This window comes from Ruegeria sp. BF10 (assembly GCF_056538725.1).
In genome coordinates, this window is sequence record NZ_JBQFTR010000010.1 from 42,237 (window position 1) to 58,577 (window position 16,341).

Below are 16,341 nucleotides of genomic sequence, written 5' to 3' on the forward strand. Positions count from 1 at the left end.
GCCAATTTGGGAGGCTCAGTCATGAAAACTTTGTTGGCCGCAAGCGCCATTGCAATCGTATTCGGTGCCGCACTGCACGCGAGCGAGGAAAGCAAGACATGGGATGCGTCAGATAAGGCGAAGCAATTTGTGAAGGACACAATCGTGCTTGGCATGTTGGCCAGTCCCTACGGCACCGGGTGGACTGAAGACGAACAGCTGCACATTTACTTCGCGCGCGCTCGGGACAACGGCATAACAGATCACGAGATGACGCTGGCCGCAGCGGATATGTCTTTTGAGACCTTTCTTGATCAGCACTACCACTTCCGGTCGGCGATGGCGCAGCAGCCGGAAAACTACCTGATCGTGAACGAAACCCGTGATATCGAGGCCGCCCATATTCAAGGCAAGACGGCCGTCATCTGGAACAGCCAAACTGCCACAATCCTGAACGGCGACCTCAAGAAGATGGCCTTGCTAAAGGATATGGGGATCAAGAGTATGATCCTGGCCTACAACGATATCTTCCGCACCGGGTCGGGACAGTTGGCAGCCTATAACGGGCGCGACATCGGTCTGACACCTTGGGGGAAGTCGGTCATCGATGAAATGGTGCGGTTCGGTATCCTGCTTGACCTGAGCCACACCGGATCCAAAACAGCCAACGAAGCCATGGACTACATGGACGAGAACTATCCGGGCGTGCCCTATGTCTACACCCACTCAGTCCCCGCCGGCCTTTACGCGAACGAACCCGGTACGACGCCACGCGGGTGTTATCGGGCCATTCCCGACGACGAGGCCCTGCGTGCGGCCAAATCGGGGGGTTACATTTCTCCCACATTCACCGAATGGATGATGGACGGCGTTTGGCCTGAAGATATCTCACCCAAACAGGCCGCTGACATGATTGATTATTATGTCCAGCTTGTCGGAGTGGACCACGTCGGGATCGCAACGGATGATATGTTCTCGACCGAGCTTGTCGTGCAGTTCGCCACTGAAAACGCAAGCATGTATGATGATGGCGGCTATATGATCGACGCCTTCAACAAGGGGGCCACCGGTAACGGTGAACTGGCCAAGATACTTGCGGCAATCACCGATGATCTTTGGGCGCGCGGCTATTCCGATGAAGACCTCGAAAAGATCTATGGCGGCAACAAGATGCGGGTTTACGCGCAAGTGTGGGAAGGCAAGCCCCCCGAACGATTTCTGAAAGAATACCCCCAGCGCCTGCGTCTCAGACAGGAACTGAGAGAAGGGTTCTATTCGCGATAGATGTCCAGGATCGGCCTCAATGATGATTGGCCCCGGATACGGAACAGCGCAGCAATTTTTTGGGGAAAGGATGGTGGGTGATGAGAGACTCGAACTCCCGACATCTTCGGTGTAAACGAAGCGCTCTACCAACTGAGCTAATCACCCGTGATGCTGCATTTAGCCAAGCCTGCGGGCAGGTGCAAGAGGGTCTGGAAGATTTTCTTGCGTTCCGTTTTCGGCGGCCGACCAAAGGGGCATCGTGCAAGCAGTAGGCAGAACATGCGGGTGCTCTGGGCGCCTTTCGGGCCGGAAGGTGCACAGCCTAATTTTCAGACAGATCGATGGAAAACGCCTTGCTGAACCTGCGACCCATCACGTGTAAATGGCCAAAGGCGCTTGCGCGCCACCTGTGGCGTCCGATATTCCCGGAGAAACTGAAACGATCCGGTCGGGAGTATACATGACCCTATCCTTCGGCCGCCGATTATGGATGGTGGCATTGATCCTTGGCGTGTCGGCGCTGGCCCCGATCCGGGCCGGTGCAGAAGGCATTCTGGTCTTTGCAGCGGCCAGCCTCAAGACCGCATTGGACGAAATCGTTGCCGGATACGAAAACCAGACCGGTCAGAGCGTTTCCGTTTCCTATGCGGCGTCGTCGGTTCTGGCGCGGCAGATTCAGCAAGGCGCACCTGCGGATGTGTTTGTCTCGGCCAATACGGATTGGATGGATGTGTTGGAGCAGGATGGTCTAATTCGGACAGAGTCTCGAGTGGATCTGCTGGGCAACGGTCTGGTTCTGGTCGGGGCTGAAGATCATGCGCAAATGGGTGAAATCCAGCCCGGATATGACCTTAGGGCGGACTTGAAAGAAGGCTATCTGGCCATGGCACTGGTCGACGCGGTGCCTGCCGGGATTTATGGCAAAGCTGCTTTGCAGAGCCTGAACCAGTGGGAAGCTGTGCGGACACAGGTGGCGCAGGCCGACAATGTGCGCGCTGCGCTGGCCCTGGTGGCGGCAGGGGCCGCGCCACTTGGGATCGTGTACCAATCAGACGCCAGGGTGGAAGAAAGGGTCCGGGTCGTAGCGACTTTCCCTGCCGATCTGCATCCACCGATAATTTACCCTGCGGCCCTGACCCTCAATGCAAAAGAAGGAGCACACGATTTCCTTGAACACCTGAAGACGGATGCTGTCACGGCTGTATTTCTGGAGCAGGGATTTACCCTGCCGGGCAGGTGATTGCCTTGAATTGGTTGGGACCTGCCGAAGTAGAAGCCTTGAAACTTTCATTGCGGGTGTCCTTCTGGGCGACGCTGGCGACTTTGCCGTTTGGGATATTTGTCGCTTATGCTCTGGCGCGTTGGCGGTTTCCCGGGCGACAGGTTTTGAACGGTCTGGTGCATTTGCCTTTGATCCTGCCGCCCGTTGTCACCGGATACCTGCTGTTGCTGACCTTCGGCATTCAAGGGCCGCTGGGGCGGATCTTGGCCGAGTTCGGGATCGTAGTGGCCTTTCGCTGGACAGGCGCGGCCCTTGCCGCCGGGATCATGGCTTTCCCTTTGATGGTCCGGGCGATACGTTTGTCGATCGAAGCGGTGGACCCGAAGCTGGAACAGGCAGGGGCAACTCTGGGCGCGTCGCGTCCGATGGTGTTTTGTACGGTGACCTTGCCGATGATTTTGCCCGGGGTCATAGCCGGGGCTATTCTGGCCTTCGCCAAGGCCATGGGTGAATTCGGTGCGACGATTACCTTCGTGTCCAACATCCCGGGTCAGACGCAAACATTGCCTTCGGCTGTTTACGCGTTTTTGCAGGTCCCGGGCGGCGAGGCCGCTGCGACGCGGCTGGTTCTGATCTCGATTGTCATCGCGATGAGCGCGTTGTTGCTTTCAGAATATGTGGGACGCCGCGCCGCCGCGCGGGTGGCCGGATCATGAGCCTGTCTGTTCGGTTGCACCATGATCTGCCGGGGATCGATCTGGACGTCAGTTTTGATGCACCCCCCGGCGTAACAGTGCTGTTCGGGCGCTCGGGATCGGGCAAGACCACCATCGTCAACGCAGTCGCAGGGTTGCTGCGGCCCCGGGCGGGCCGGGTGGCGGTAGATGACTGGGTTCTGTTCGACACGGAACAGGGGCTCTGGCTGCCGCCGCATCGGCGGCGATTGGGGTATATTTTTCAGGAAGGGCGGTTGTTCCCTCATCTGACCGTGCGCCAGAACCTTGCCTATGGGCGATGGTTCGCGCCGAAGAGTACACGGCGCGAAGACCCCGACAAGGTCATCGACATGCTGGGCATCGGTCATCTGCTGGACCGCAGACCTGCCGGGTTGTCAGGCGGAGAGAAACAACGCGTCGCCATCGGGCGGGCCTTGTTGGCAAGCCCGCGATTGATCCTTGCCGATGAACCGCTGGCGGCACTGGATGATGGGCGAAAAGCGGAAATCCTGCCCTATTTCGAGCGCCTCAGGGATGAGGTTTCGGTTCCGATCCTCTATGTGACGCACTCGGCTGCTGAAGTGGCCCGATTGGCAACGTCCGTCGTTGCGTTGCAGGATGGCAAGGCCGTTCGTCATGGGCCCGCATCCGAAGTTCTTGCCGACCCGTCTGTGGCCCCTACGGGTGTCCGTGCCGTCGGGGCCGTGTTGCAGGTTCAGGTTGCAAAACAACATTCCGATGGGCTGACGGAATTGAATGCCAATGGCGCGCGGTTGTTTCTGCCTCGTATCGGACATGAGATCGGAGCCAATTTGCGTATTCGTATTCCTGCGCAGGAAGTGATCCTGTCGAACAATAAACCCGAGGGGCTTTCGGCGCTGAATGTGCTCAGCGGTACTGTCGAAGAGATCCGGTCGGGCGAGGGACCCGGTGCGATCGTGTCCGTAAGGACTCCGGCGGGCAATGTGCTGGCGCGGGTCACGCGCCGATCCGTTGTGGCCCTGAACCTGCAACCGGGCAGCACATGTCATGCGGTGATCAAGACGGTTGCGTTGGCCCCGCAGGATGTCGGCGGACATATCGTGGCCGGTAGTTAGTCTCAGGCGAGCGCGCGGGCTTCGTGTTCGCGCAGTATCAGACGAGCCGCGCGCCCGAATCCGATATGACCCGAGGTCGGCCTGTCCGGGAAAATCGCGGCCAGCTCCCGCAACGCGTCAGAGGACAAGGCATACAGCGCCTCTTCCCCCAAAAACAGGCTTTCGGCCAGCGCTCCGTTGGCGCTCAGGATTTCGTGGCGGTCCAGCAGGACGTGGAGATACTCGATGGCTTCAACAGATGTATCGATGCCAATGCCGGGCCATCCGCACAGGTGTTTGGCGGCAACCAGGGCTTCGGATGCGCCGAAAAGCAACTCGACCTTCGGGCCCTTTACCAGAATTCTGTGCTGTTGCGACACCAGAAGGTCGCAAGAGGGTTCGTTCGGCCCCAGACTGCCCGCCGAGATACGAACGGGGCGCAAAGCAGGTTCATCGAATAATCGTTCGGGTGGAATCCTGCTGCTTTCGATCCAGCGGATAGGTTGCAGACCGTGATCGGCAGTGGCCACCATATGACCTGTGCCCAGCGTTTCGATCGCAAGCGGGCCGCTTTCAGTCTCGATCAGAGTTCCGGCCGCAAAACAGACGCCTTCGATCCTGATGACGACTTCAACCGGGTCCGGTGTGCCGGTGAATGGAAGGGTGAATGGGCCGGCTTGGGTTGTACCCGAGACGCTGATGAAGAAAGAATCGAAGACAACCTCGCCTTTGTCGAGGCCATCGAAAAATGTCGGGTCGACGGTATAGGTCCACTCTCCTGTGTTCGGGTCAATCGAGGCGGTACCGTTGGCGGGCTGTGCCGCAATCGTCCAGGTTTGCGTGACCGGGTTGAAGTTTCCATTGTCCAGAGTGGGTTGCCCCGTCTCAACGTTGGGCGGGAAACCAGTCACATCCCCGGTCAGTTCACCTGTGATCGGAACTGAAACCAATTAACCCTCGCCTTGCTGCAACACGCGTTCAAATTCCTTCTTGCGATACAGGCGCATGTGAACCTCGCCCGCTTCATCCCGCGTCCATTCGACAATCCGATTGCGTGTCATGTCACTGTCCATCCGGTTGGTGCGCACACGCGGGTGCGGGATTTCCTGCTTGAGGATATCAACAATTTGGCTGGTCTGTCCAAACGGAGCCACCAGATCAATGATCCAGAAGGATGATCCGCTGGTGAAATCCGTGTCTGAAAGGGGTTTTTCTTTCACCGCATATCGGAACTCGGCTTCGGGGCTGAGCCCGGCGAAGGTGACAAAACCCCGGGGGAATCCGTGCTGCCGGAAGATATGGTACTGGCCCAGGCGAAACGGGGTTTCGAACGCGTACAAAACCTGCGCCAGACTGCGTTTCTGATGTGTTTTCGTCAAACCCGCCAGATAGAACATAGCGCCCAGATCCGCGTATTTTTCCGGCGTGAAATCGAACCAGTCTTTTGGAAACGTCTTGCTCAAAGAGATGCCCAACAGTGTAACGGGAACCAAAAGTCTGCCGCGAGTGTACTGCTTTCCTGCAATATGGGTAGAATAAATTCTTTGATGTGGTCAGTGTTACCGTTTCGTTGGCCTGTCCTGCTTTACTCGCAGATCGTCCCGGCTATGCTATTGGTATCGGACCCTTGTTTCGGGATATCTGGATTATGCGATCATTCAAGACTTTGGCTGCTGCCGTGCTTTTATCGATACCTGCAATGGCCGAGGCCGTTGGGTTCGGTCTGTCCGTTCGGCCACAATTTCGCACGGAAATCACAGCCTTGCCGAACGGTGTCTACGAGGTCAAGGCCATCGGATCGTCGGCGCCCGTGAACTATTGGTGTGGGATCGGGGATTACGCGATCCGCTCGCTGGGTGTGCCAAACAACCAGCGGATCTATATCTGGCGCGCCTATGAACCCGGTGTCCGGACCGTGCAATTCTCGCTGACCCCGCCGCCGGGGGCGGATACCAAGCCGGGATATTCCATCACCGTCAGGAAGGTTGGGGCCAATATGTCGGCGTCGTCGGCGCAGAACTACTGCTATGACAATTTCATCATGGACACCTTCTAAGCGTCAGACCCATTTCGCCATCGGCGGCAGGCTCATCAGAACGGCGTCCGGGTCATGTCCGGTTTCCAGTCCGAACTTGGTGCCCCGGTCATAGACCAGATTGTATTCCGCATAAAGACCGCGATGCACCAGCTGGGTGTCTTTGTCGGCGTCCGAGAAACCCTGTACGCGCCGCTTTTCAACCAATGGCAGGAAGGCCGGCAGGAAAGCCCGACCGATATCCTGCGTCAGGGCGAAATCGGCCTGCCAGTCTCCGGTGCAATAGTCATCCATGAAAATGCCGCCTACGCCGCGTGCGCGTTTGCGGTGGGGGATATAGAAATATTCGTCCGCCCACTCTTTCAGGCGTGGATAGTGCCCGGGACCATGCGGGTCCAGATGGGCCTTTTGGGTCGCGTGGAAATGCGCCGTGTCTTCATCATACTCGATGCAGGGGTTCAGATCCGACCCGCCGCCGAACCACCAGGCGTGCGGGGTCCAGAACATGCGGGTGTTCATGTGCACCGCCGGGACATGGGGGTTCTGCATATGCGCCACGAGGCTGATCCCCGAGGCCCAGAAACGCGGGTCTTCGGTCATCCCGGGAATGCCTTTGCGCGCTGCCATTGCCTGTTGTGCACGCTCGCCCAGGGTCCCGTAAACCGTCGAGACATTGACCCCGACCTTTTCAAACACGCGCCCGCCGCGCATCACGGACATCAGACCGCCCCCTGCGTCAGAGCCGTCCTCGGACTGGCGTTTGGTTTCCTTCACTTCAAAGCGGCCGGGTTTTGCGTCGGAAAACGGGCCGGTGTCGTGGCTGTCCTCCAGTGCTTCGAATGCGGCGACAATGTCGTCGCGCAATTGACGGAACCAGGCAGAGGCGGTGTTTTTTTCTGTTTCGAACATGGGTCTTAATGCGCAGGTGCGGCAACGGGGTCAAGCAATGTGCGGCCACCGTCGATTGTCAGGATCTGGCCGGTGATGAATCCGGCTGCATCCGATGCCAGATACTGCGCAGTTTCCGTCAATTCGGTGGCCGACGCGATGCGGGCAAGCGGTGTGTGCTTTTCGATGTCGTCGCGGAATTCTCGGTTCTCTCTCAGGGTCGATTGCAGGGATGCACTCATGACCGAGCCGAGCGCAATCGAATTGACCCGGATGCGGTTCGGCGCCAACGCCACGGCCAGTGAACGTGTCAACTGATCCAGCGCGGCGGTAGACACGGAATAGGCCATCAGGTCCGGATGCGTGCGGCGGGCCGCGATGGATGACAGGTTGATGATCGATCCGGCCGGGTTTTCATCGTCATCCCCGGCCTGTTTTATCATGCGTTTCGCGACCAGCTGGCTGAGCCGCAGCGCAGGCATCAAGTTCTGGTTCAGCAAGGTGCGCATCGAATCGTCATCGGGGTCCAGCGGATCAGACTGGATCACCTGGCGCGCGCCGTTGATCAGAATATCCACCTGATCAAACGCATCCAGTGTTGCCGACAGCAAATTGGCAATGGTCAGCTTTTCGCGCAGATCGCCTGCGAAGTAGCGAATATTGCCGTCTTCTGCCTGTTCCCCAAGCTCATCGATCAGACGTTTTTCATCTATATCGGCGAACATGACATTTGCGCCCGCATCCGCGAAATGCCGACCTATGGCCAGCCCGATGCCATTGGCTCCGCCTGTAACGATTGCTGTCTTGCCTGCGATGGAAAAGGACATCCGAATCCTCCTGAATTGGGGGCAGGTTAGCTGGCCTTATCGCCGAGGGCGAGAGGCCTCAAACACCTTGAACCGGTTGTCGCCGGCGGCTTCATCGACCCGAGCGAAGTGTTCGTTCAGAGTGGTTTCGTAGGGGAGATGGCGATTTGCCACCATCCAGAGCGTTCCGTTGCGCGTCAGATTGCGTGCCGCTGCTGCGATGAAACCCTGCCCCAGCGCAGGGTCGGCACTGCGTGAGGTGTGAAACGGGGGGTTCATTACGATGGTGTCCATCGGCTCTGGCTCAGACCAGGTGACGGCGTCAGCCCAATAAAACCGGGACTTCGGGTCAGAGGCGTTGATGCGCGCACAGGCAAGGGCCGTGTGATCTGCTTCGACAAGATGTACGGATTTCACAGTGTCGCGCTTCAGTAACTCTGCGGTCAGATACCCCCATCCGGCACCCAGATCGGCCACGCGCGGCCCCAGCTTGGCGGGCAAGGCCTTCAGCAACATGGCCGAAGCGGGATCGATCCCGTCCGCTGAAAACACACCCGGTGCCGTGTGGTACCCATCGACGATCTGTGTCTTTGGCGCAGCCCAATCTGCAAAGCTCTGCGGGTCAGCCTGAAACCAGAAGATTTTCCCGTGTGCTTTGGACAGAGGTCCTTCGACCGAGATCCTTTTGCGAACATCTTTCAGAATGCTGTCCACGCCATCGGTCTTTGCGCCATCGATCACGACAACGCCGCGGGCTCGTGAACTGGCCAGATGGATCATTGCCCGCGCCAGCGCCTTGGCGCGCGGCAAAAACACAATGGCATCCTGACAGGGGCCGTCTGTTTCTGGCACCGTGTCAAAGCCCTGCGCAGCAAAATGGTCGTGAAAAGGTTTGAACGGTTGCACCACCTGCGCTTCATTGGGAAGCGCCGACAGATCATGGGCCGGAACAGGGCAGATCACGCTAAGGGGCGACGACAGCGACAGGCCGTTCTGCAATGCAAGTTCCAGGCGAGGGGACATGGGCAATTCCGGCAAATATGGGTGAGTGTCAGGCAAAAAGCCCTATTCTTCGCGTTCCATGGTGCATTGCAGCGGGTGCTGGTGCCTGCGGGCGAAATCCATGACCTGGCCTACTTTGGTCTCGGCAATCTCATGGCTGAAGACCCCGACGACGGCCACACCTTTTTTATGCACGGTCAGCATGATCTCGAACGCTTCCGCATGGGTCATGCCGAAGAAACGTTCCAGAACATGAACCACGAATTCCATCGGCGTGTAATCGTCGTTCAGCAACAGCACCTTGTACAAAGGCGGACGCTTGGTTTTTGGGCGCGTCTGCACCAGAACGGACGCGTCGCTGTCGTCGTCCGGTTCGTCAGACATCATCCAGGTCTTTTCCAGCATCGTAGGCAACTGTCCGATTCAGTTTTGGGGTTTATCTTCGCGCTTATATAACGTGGGGATGGCCGGTGAAAAGAGCAAGCGGACGTAAACGAGATGACTGACAAGCTGACGACAATCGGTTTCGATGCGGATGATACCCTGTGGCACAATGAGCGTTTTTTTCAGCTGACGCAGGCGCATTTTGCTGAATTGCTGGCCGAGCATGCCGACCGGGACCATCTGATGGAGCGGCTTCTGGCGGCCGAAAAGCGCAACATTCGACATTATGGCTATGGTATCAAGGGCTTTGTCCTATCGATGATCGAAACCGCGATCGAGGTCACGGACGACCGTGTTCCGGCCTCGGTCATTCGCCAATTGATCGAAGCCGGCCAAGAGATGCTGGCCTATCCGATCGAGCTGTTGCCCCATGCCCGCGACGCGGTGGAAGGCATGACCGGCTTGTGTCGGGTTGTCTTGATCACCAAAGGGGACCTGATCGACCAGGAACGGAAACTGGCCCAGTCGGGTCTGGGCGATCTGTTCGACGCGGTGGAAATCGTGTCTGAAAAGACCCCTGAAACTTACCGGTCGATATTTGAGCGGCATGGCGATGGCCCGACGCGCGCGATGATGGTTGGCAATTCCATGCGATCTGACGTCGTGGCTCCGATTCAGGCAGGAAGCTGGGGGGTTCATGTTCCGCACGGCCTTATCTGGGAGGTGGAGCATGCTGAAGCCCCGGTCGACAGTCCCCGATTCCGGGAGTTGAGGGATTTGGGCGGTCTGGCCGATCTGGTGCACAGCCTGAAGTGATGTTGCCTTTTGGCTGCAGTTCCACGAAAACCCTGCCGGGCGTTGACCAAGTTCTGCCTCAATCGCGCATCTGGTGGGCTTTGGGCGGCATCTGTCTAGATATAGCCCTGTTCGGGCGGCCTGACGAAACCGCGAAAAGCTCAGCTTTCGGTTTATTTCACCAAGTCTCTGTGATAGTCTGTACGATAATAAAACAAAATTTGCCGACCGGGAAAACCCGGCGGCGCGAGGCAGACAGAGGCAATAATCGTGCAGATTCGGCGGACAGTTCCGGCCCGAATGGGCTTTCTTCTCATAGTGTTGCTATGTGCTCTGGCGTTTGCGCCGCTCAGGTCCATGGCGGCACCTTACGCGGCGATGGTGATTGATGCCCGAACCGGAGAGGTTCTGCATTCGCGCAATGCTGACACAAGACTTCACCCGGCATCGCTGACCAAGATGATGACGCTTTATATCGCGTTCGAAGCGGTGCGGAACGGTGAGATCACGCTGGATACCCCGGTTCGGATCACCAAAAAGGCAGCAGCCGAGCCGCCATCGAAGCTGGGGCTGCGCGCCGGTCAGACGATTGCTTTTCGCTATCTGATCCGCGCGGCTGCCGTGAAATCGGCCAATGATGCCGCCACGGCCATCGGCATTGCCATCAGCGGATCCGAGGCAGCTTTTGCGCGGCGCATGACGCGAACCGCCAAGGCGATGGGGATGAGCCGCACGACCTTCAAGAACGCCCATGGTTTGACCGAAGCGGGTCATCTTTCGACCGCACGTGACATGACCACGCTGGGCCGGCATCTGCTGTATGACTATCCGCAATACTACAATCTGTTCTCGCGCCAATCGACCTATGCAGGGATCAAAACCGTTCCCAACACCAACCGCCGCCTGCTGGCGGCCTACAAGGGCGCCGACGGCATCAAAACCGGGTACACCCGTGCAGCGGGGTTCAATCTTGTGGCATCGGCAAAGCGCAAGGATGAACGCATCATCGCCACCGTTTTCGGCGGAAAGTCCGGCGCCTCTCGGAATGCCAAGGTTGCCGAGCTTCTGGATTTGGGCTTCCGCCGCGCCCCGTCGCGTGCGCCCATTCGCAAACCTGCCCGACCGGCCTATGCTGGAAATACCGGATTGGGTGTCGGGACGCAGGTCGCCAGCGTGAGCGGCGCGCCAAAATCCAGTTTGCGCCCGGTTCGGCGCCCGACCGCGGCAACGCAAGTCGCAAGCGCGGTTGCAGCGGCGGCTGACGAGAATCGCGACAGCATTACCAGCGCGATCGCGGCGGCCATTGCAGAGGCGGATATCGCGCCAACTGCACCGCCTGTGGAAACATCCGATACCCGTCCGGCATTGCGCCCCGAAAATCTGGTTCTGGCTTCGACGGATTCCACGAAACAGCCAGAGCCTGAGCAGGAGGTTGTCACTCGGTTGTCTTCGTCAGGTGGGCACCTGTGGGGGGTCAATGTGGGTCGCTATACCACGCGGTATGAGGCCGAGAAGGTTTTGCTGAAAACCGCATTGTCGGAAATGACCACTCTGGAAGGCACGCTGCGCAAGGTGAACCAAAGCGCGCGCGGGTTTGACGCAACCTTTCAGGGCATGACGCGCGAACAGGCGGATCTGGCCTGTCGCCGTTTGCAGGCCCGCAACGTCACCTGTTTCATGATCGGGCCATCATAAGGTTCGGCATTCTCTCTCCTGAACGGGTCTGGGCTGCGGTTTTCCGCAGCCCTTTTTTCAGTCGAAAACGTGACCGTGCTGGTATTGTTCATCCTGCCCGGCGGCAGCCGTCAGGGCGGCGACGTTGTCCTTGGTGAAGAACCCGTCGTATTTGTGACACCGCTCGATATACTCGGTAATCAGCAGGGTGTGCTTGGAGTGTTTCGAGAAGATCTGTTTCAGGTTAGGGTCGTCTTTGCACTCACCCACCACATGGGCCAGGAACGGCACACCCTCGTCCTTCAGGGTGTTCACCACGAAATCGACGTTCTTTTCCCCGGCACCGTGATCGCCATCCTGAATCTCGACCGCCATGTGGTGCAGGCGACGGCCAAAATTGCGCACGAAATCTTCGGTCGGCATCGGCAGTTTGGCGAAGGAGTTGACGAAGGATGGCGTGTTGTTTGCGGTGAATACCTTGGCCGGAGACTTTTTGTCATCGTCCACATTGCCGTTGCGGTTCACGTTGGTCGATGAGTTCATGTCGAATATGTTGTAAGCGCCCCAGAAATAGTAGGGTACCATGGTCAGGAACTCGAGAATCGCATCCTCGCGCTCGCCCGCCAGCACCCGCGTCGCAAGATGGTCGATTCCCAGCATCAGCGGGGCGATCCTGCTTTCGGTTCCAAAGGCGGCGGCCTGTTCCAGACGGGCCTGTTCCGTATCGCTCAGCAACACGCGATCCCCAAGGCCCAGACTGTCGGTATCGTTAAAGTCGTGGGTCGAATACCCGACGCGGTTGCAGGTGAAATCGGACGGGGTGGTGAATCGGTACCCGTCTGTTGTGTAGAACGGGTTTTCGGTGTCGCCGGAATACTCGAAGCGTATGTGCTGATCCTCAAGTGCTCGGGTCAGCGCGTCCAGATCACAGGCAGCGAAAACCTCACCTACGTAACGCGTCTGAGGATTGTTGCGCGCAAGCGGGTACATGCGGTTGATGCGGGGGATGAAATCTTCAAACCCGGGGCTGAGCGGGGCCATCAGGATCAGCGCGGGATAGTCGGGATGTGAATGCAGTACCGAAAACCTGTGGGTCTGCCCCAGATAGCTGGCGGTGTGTCGATACGGCGTCATCACGTAAAGCTCGACCATTGTGTCGAACACCGCGTCGGGTTCAACCTGAATGATGATGGCCCGCATTGCACCGACCTGATCCGCAATGCCCGAGCTTGTCCGGCGTTCGTAAATCTTCGGAAGGTATTCATTGAAGAAATCCGAGTTCTTCTTGTCGCCCCGGGGCTGATAAGACATCAGATCAAATGACATTCCACGACCTCCTTGCACTTGCCCGCTGCGGGTCAATGCATTGTTTGCAATTATGGTATTCAGAATATGCGTTTGCCCGTCATGCTAGGCGCTGAGGCCTGCACGGGCAACAGTCGTGAAATTGGGCTGCCGACGTTAACGCATGATGTTCAGCGGGTGAATTTCGTCACCTCGACACCGCCCCCGATCAGGCTTTCGCGAACTGAACGGGCGATCTGAACGGCAGTTGGTCCGTCCCCGTGCAGGCAAATCGTGTCGATGGATGTCTCCAGCCGCTTGCCGCTTTCGGTGATGATCGCGCCTTCACGCACCATGTTCAGGATGCGTGGTCCGGCGACATCTGCGTCGTGGATCACCGCGCCGGGCAGGCTGCGGTCAACCAATGTTCCGTCGTCATTATAGGCACGGTCAGCAAAGATCTCGCCCACCCATTTGCAGCCCAGCTCGCGCACGGCGTCTTCCTGTTTCGTCACGGCAAGAACCATCACGATGATGTCGGGATCGACGTCCAGCGCGCCCTGATAGCAGGCCCGCGCCATATCCATATCGACCGAACACATATTGGCCAGTGCGCCGTGCAATTTCAGATGCCGCACTTTGGTGCCGACCGCCTTGGCCATGCCCATCGCCGCACCCAACTGATACCGCACAAGGTTGCGCAGATTTTCCTGGGACAGCTTCATGTTCCGGCGACCAAAACCTTGCAGGTCCGGAAACCCGGGATGCGCGCCGATGCCGACACCATTCTCGGCCGCCAGCTTCATTGTAGATGCCATTACATCCGGATCACCCGCATGAAATCCGCAGGCAATATTGGCGGAGGTGATGATTTTCAGAAGGCTTTCGTCATCGCCCATTTTCCATGGGCCAAAGCTTTCCCCCATATCGGCATTCAGATCGACGCTTGGCATCGGCACATCTCCTTAGTCGGTGGCAGAGATCACTCCGCTGATCAATTGGTAGGACAGCAAGTCCGGGATGTCATGCGGGTCACGCACCAGCGCTTCGACTTTTGAGGGCAGGCGGGCAAGATCCGCCAGGAATGCCGCGTGCAAATCGGCGGCCTGATCCAAGGTCACAAATTCGAACGTGATCGCTCCGCCCGCGGGCGTCTGCGCTGCGCGGGGCATGTCGCAGGGCAAAACGGTCGCGATGCGGGGGTACCCTCCGGTGGTCTGGCATTCAGGCAGCAGAATGAATGGGTCTCCGGTTCCGGTCATCTGGATGTCGCCCGGGGTGATCACCTCGGACAAGATGTTCAGTTGGCCAGTGGCCGCAAACCCGTCGCCGTCACTGTTCACTTGCATCCCCATCCGGTTGGCGCGTGCGCCACGTTGGAATGAGGTGCGCGCAAACCGATCAAGCGTTGCGTCATCAAACAAGGACGTCTGAAAACTGGCAACGACACGCAAAACGCCACCCGAGAAGCGCTCGGAGGGGGTCAGTTTCAAACTTGCGTCGCCTGCATCCGGGCCACATGTCAGCCTGTCGCCTGGCTGCACTGCCCGCCCGATCCGTGCCGTCAGATGCGCGGATCGAGATCCAAGAAAAACCTCTGAATCGATACCGCCCCCCAAGTGAAGATAGCCGTAATTGCCTTGCAGGGCCGCACCGATGACCAGCCGTTGTCCGGGCCCCAGGTGATGCGAGGCATTCCAGGCCACGGGGCTGCCATCAATACTGGCCTGCATCCGCGCACCGGTCAAAGCGATACGCATGTTCTGTGTGGCCTCGAACGCGCCGCCCATCCCGGCCATTTCCAGCGCGGCGAATTCCGGGCTCTGGCCAAGCAACGCGGCACCTTCATGAAGGGCCAGTATGTCGGCAGCACCAGACCGGGACAGGCCCTGGTCCAGATAACCAATGCGCCCCTGATCCTGGATGGTGCAAGTCGGGCCGATCTGGTGGACGATCAGGCTCATGGCGCAATCTCCTCGCAGGTTGCTCCGCCTGTGCCATTCTCATTATTGGCGCTTATGTGTTCCAGGTCTTCGCGGGACACGGGTTCGAAAATCAGTTCATCCCCGGGGTTGAGGGCGAATGCCTCATTTGTCTCGGGCCGGAAACACCGAAAAGCCGTCTGCCCGACATGCCGCCACCCGGTTGGCGTCGGCCCGGAAAACAGCACAAACTGAGATATTGCGAGAACCAGAGCACCTTCGGGCACCATGGGGGTAAGGGTTTGCAGCCGCGGAATATTGAACTCGGGGCCCAATGGTCCAAGGTAGGGTTGTCCGGGGGCGAAGCCGATTGTCAAAACCCGCACGCGGGACTGGCCAAGCCGCCGTACCGCTTCTTCCGGCGTGAGACCGGCAGCAGCAGCGGCATCGTCCAGCTGAGGCGCAAGGTCGGTGCCATAGACCGTCGGAATTCGCCACAGCCTGCGGCCCGTCGGAAGTGGTGTGTTGTACCAGTCCCTTTGGTCGACGAGGTCCTGAAGCTTGTGCAACATCTGCTGTTGGGTGGTGCGTTGTGTATCGAACCGGACATATGCCGAGGCCAGCGTGGCAGAAGACTCCGTGACCTCTGCCCATTGAAGCCGAACCAGTTCAGATCGAAAGGCCAGCGCCGCTCGGTTCGCTGTCTCAGACATCGTGTCCGCAAATGTGACAAGCGCTCCGTCAAATCCGACGGTTCTGACCAGTGGGAACGTAAGGTGACGCGCCATGCTTGTCTCGCTATTGAAACCGAAAATGAATTGCCCGGACCAGAGCGCATCCCGGAGGGATGTGCAAGATAGGTGATCAGAATGCAGCCTCATTGAAGGCGCGGTCGGACTTAATGTCTGTCGGCCAGACTCGGCGCGGTTCGAAATCTGGTGTTTGGGGTTTTCAATGCAGATTCTGGCAGAGTCGCGAGTCGATTCACTTACTTGAGTCGCGCAGCCTTGTGTTCAGTGTCGGTCGATTCCCTATATATAGTAGTGCCGTCTTGTGTCTTCCGGGTTGTGTCGTGGCCATCCGAGGGAGAGAGTCCCAACTGGCACAGAAAAGGCAAGCTTTCTGACTTTTTAAGTTTTTGTTTTTAAATGACTATATCGAATTTTTCAAAAAAATGCCCTGCGGCGTCATTTTCCACTTGCGGGTTTTGTTGGTTATACTTAGAACCCCCTTCACCGGCGCTGCTGAGGCGGTGCTGATGGGTCGGATAGCTGGCCTGACGGACTGGAAAG

The 16,341-nt window shown here is 58.2% G+C and carries 17 protein-coding genes and 1 tRNA gene; 7 read left to right on the forward strand and 11 right to left on the reverse strand.

What is annotated here, in order from left to right:
- The first annotated feature begins 21 nt into the window (after positions 1-21).
- A complete protein-coding gene (locus ACR0DJ_RS20025) occupies positions 22-1,263 on the forward strand; it encodes a dipeptidase (protein ID WP_480686113.1) in 1,242 nt (413 codons plus the stop codon).
- 71 nt (positions 1,264-1,334) lie between these two features.
- Here ACR0DJ_RS20025 and ACR0DJ_RS20030 read toward each other — a convergent pair.
- Positions 1,335-1,410 (reverse strand) — tRNA-Val (locus ACR0DJ_RS20030).
- A 295-nt stretch (positions 1,411-1,705) separates the two neighbouring features.
- Here ACR0DJ_RS20030 and modA point away from each other — a divergent pair.
- Genes modA through modC form a run of 3 tightly spaced genes read left to right on the forward strand, consistent with a single transcriptional unit; the run spans position 1,706 to position 4,280 of the window.
- Positions 1,706-2,485 (forward strand): molybdate ABC transporter substrate-binding protein, encoded by a 780-nt coding sequence (gene modA / locus ACR0DJ_RS20035; protein ID WP_480686114.1) that lies wholly within the window; start codon positions 1,706-1,708, stop codon positions 2,483-2,485.
- A gap of 5 nt (positions 2,486-2,490) precedes the next feature.
- A complete protein-coding gene (modB, locus tag ACR0DJ_RS20040) occupies positions 2,491-3,183 on the forward strand; it encodes a molybdate ABC transporter permease subunit (RefSeq protein ID WP_170347349.1) in 693 nt (230 codons plus the stop codon).
- Positions 3,180-4,280 (forward strand): molybdenum ABC transporter ATP-binding protein, encoded by a 1,101-nt coding sequence (gene modC / locus ACR0DJ_RS20045; protein ID WP_480686115.1) that lies wholly within the window; start codon positions 3,180-3,182, stop codon positions 4,278-4,280. The genes modB and modC overlap by 4 nt, the downstream gene beginning before the upstream one ends.
- 2 nt (positions 4,281-4,282) lie before the next feature.
- Here modC and ACR0DJ_RS20050 read toward each other — a convergent pair whose 3' ends face one another.
- A complete protein-coding gene (locus tag ACR0DJ_RS20050) occupies positions 4,283-5,209 on the reverse strand; it encodes a Hint domain-containing protein (RefSeq protein ID WP_480686116.1) in 927 nt (308 codons plus the stop codon).
- Positions 5,210-5,722, reverse strand: coding sequence for a toxin-activating lysine-acyltransferase (locus ACR0DJ_RS20055; protein ID WP_152456981.1), 513 nt, complete (start codon positions 5,720-5,722; stop codon positions 5,210-5,212).
- A 185-nt stretch (positions 5,723-5,907) separates the two neighbouring features.
- Between ACR0DJ_RS20055 and ACR0DJ_RS20060 the strand changes: the two genes are divergently transcribed.
- Positions 5,908-6,315 (forward strand): hypothetical protein, encoded by a 408-nt coding sequence (locus ACR0DJ_RS20060; RefSeq protein ID WP_480686117.1) that lies wholly within the window; start codon positions 5,908-5,910, stop codon positions 6,313-6,315.
- A gap of 3 nt (positions 6,316-6,318) precedes the next feature.
- On the opposite strand, the gene hemF is transcribed toward ACR0DJ_RS20060, so the two are convergent.
- From hemF to clpS, 4 genes are read right to left on the reverse strand one after another with little or no spacing between them, the layout of a single operon-like run.
- A complete protein-coding gene (hemF, locus tag ACR0DJ_RS20065) occupies positions 6,319-7,203 on the reverse strand; it encodes an oxygen-dependent coproporphyrinogen oxidase (RefSeq protein ID WP_257600057.1) in 885 nt (294 codons plus the stop codon).
- 5 nt (positions 7,204-7,208) lie between these two features.
- Positions 7,209-8,009, reverse strand: a complete 801-nt coding sequence (locus ACR0DJ_RS20070; RefSeq protein ID WP_170347355.1) for an SDR family NAD(P)-dependent oxidoreductase — start codon at positions 8,007-8,009, stop codon at positions 7,209-7,211.
- Positions 8,010-8,045: 36 nt separating this feature from the next.
- Entirely contained in the window at positions 8,046-9,011 is a 966-nt protein-coding gene (locus ACR0DJ_RS20075) for a class I SAM-dependent methyltransferase (RefSeq protein ID WP_480686118.1), read from the reverse strand.
- A gap of 42 nt (positions 9,012-9,053) precedes the next feature.
- Entirely contained in the window at positions 9,054-9,395 is a 342-nt protein-coding gene (gene clpS / locus ACR0DJ_RS20080) for an ATP-dependent Clp protease adapter ClpS (protein ID WP_152456986.1), read from the reverse strand.
- A 93-nt stretch (positions 9,396-9,488) separates the two neighbouring features.
- Between clpS and ACR0DJ_RS20085 the strand changes: the two genes are divergently transcribed.
- Together ACR0DJ_RS20085 and ACR0DJ_RS20090 are read left to right on the forward strand one after the other, a co-directional pair.
- A complete protein-coding gene (locus ACR0DJ_RS20085) occupies positions 9,489-10,190 on the forward strand; it encodes an HAD family hydrolase (protein WP_425080070.1) in 702 nt (233 codons plus the stop codon).
- Positions 10,191-10,469: 279 nt separating this feature from the next.
- Positions 10,470-11,864, forward strand: coding sequence for a D-alanyl-D-alanine carboxypeptidase family protein (locus ACR0DJ_RS20090; protein WP_425080071.1), 1,395 nt, complete (start codon positions 10,470-10,472; stop codon positions 11,862-11,864).
- A gap of 57 nt (positions 11,865-11,921) precedes the next feature.
- On the opposite strand, the gene ACR0DJ_RS20095 is transcribed toward ACR0DJ_RS20090, so the two are convergent.
- From ACR0DJ_RS20095 to ACR0DJ_RS20110, 4 genes are all read right to left on the reverse strand, one after another.
- The gene (locus tag ACR0DJ_RS20095; RefSeq protein WP_480686119.1) at positions 11,922-13,169 is read right to left on the reverse strand and encodes a hypothetical protein; all 1,248 of its coding nucleotides are present in this window, start codon (positions 13,167-13,169) and stop codon (positions 11,922-11,924) included.
- Positions 13,170-13,318: 149 nt separating this feature from the next.
- The gene (locus ACR0DJ_RS20100) at positions 13,319-14,080 is read right to left on the reverse strand and encodes a LamB/YcsF family protein (RefSeq protein WP_257600062.1); all 762 of its coding nucleotides are present in this window, start codon (positions 14,078-14,080) and stop codon (positions 13,319-13,321) included.
- 12 nt (positions 14,081-14,092) lie between these two features.
- Entirely contained in the window at positions 14,093-15,091 is a 999-nt protein-coding gene (locus tag ACR0DJ_RS20105; protein WP_480686120.1) for a 5-oxoprolinase subunit C family protein, read from the reverse strand.
- Positions 15,088-15,837, reverse strand: coding sequence for a 5-oxoprolinase subunit B family protein (locus ACR0DJ_RS20110; protein WP_480686121.1), 750 nt, complete (start codon positions 15,835-15,837; stop codon positions 15,088-15,090). Before ACR0DJ_RS20110 ends, ACR0DJ_RS20105 begins: the two co-directional genes overlap by 4 nt.
- Between the last annotated feature and the right edge of the window lie 504 nt (positions 15,838-16,341).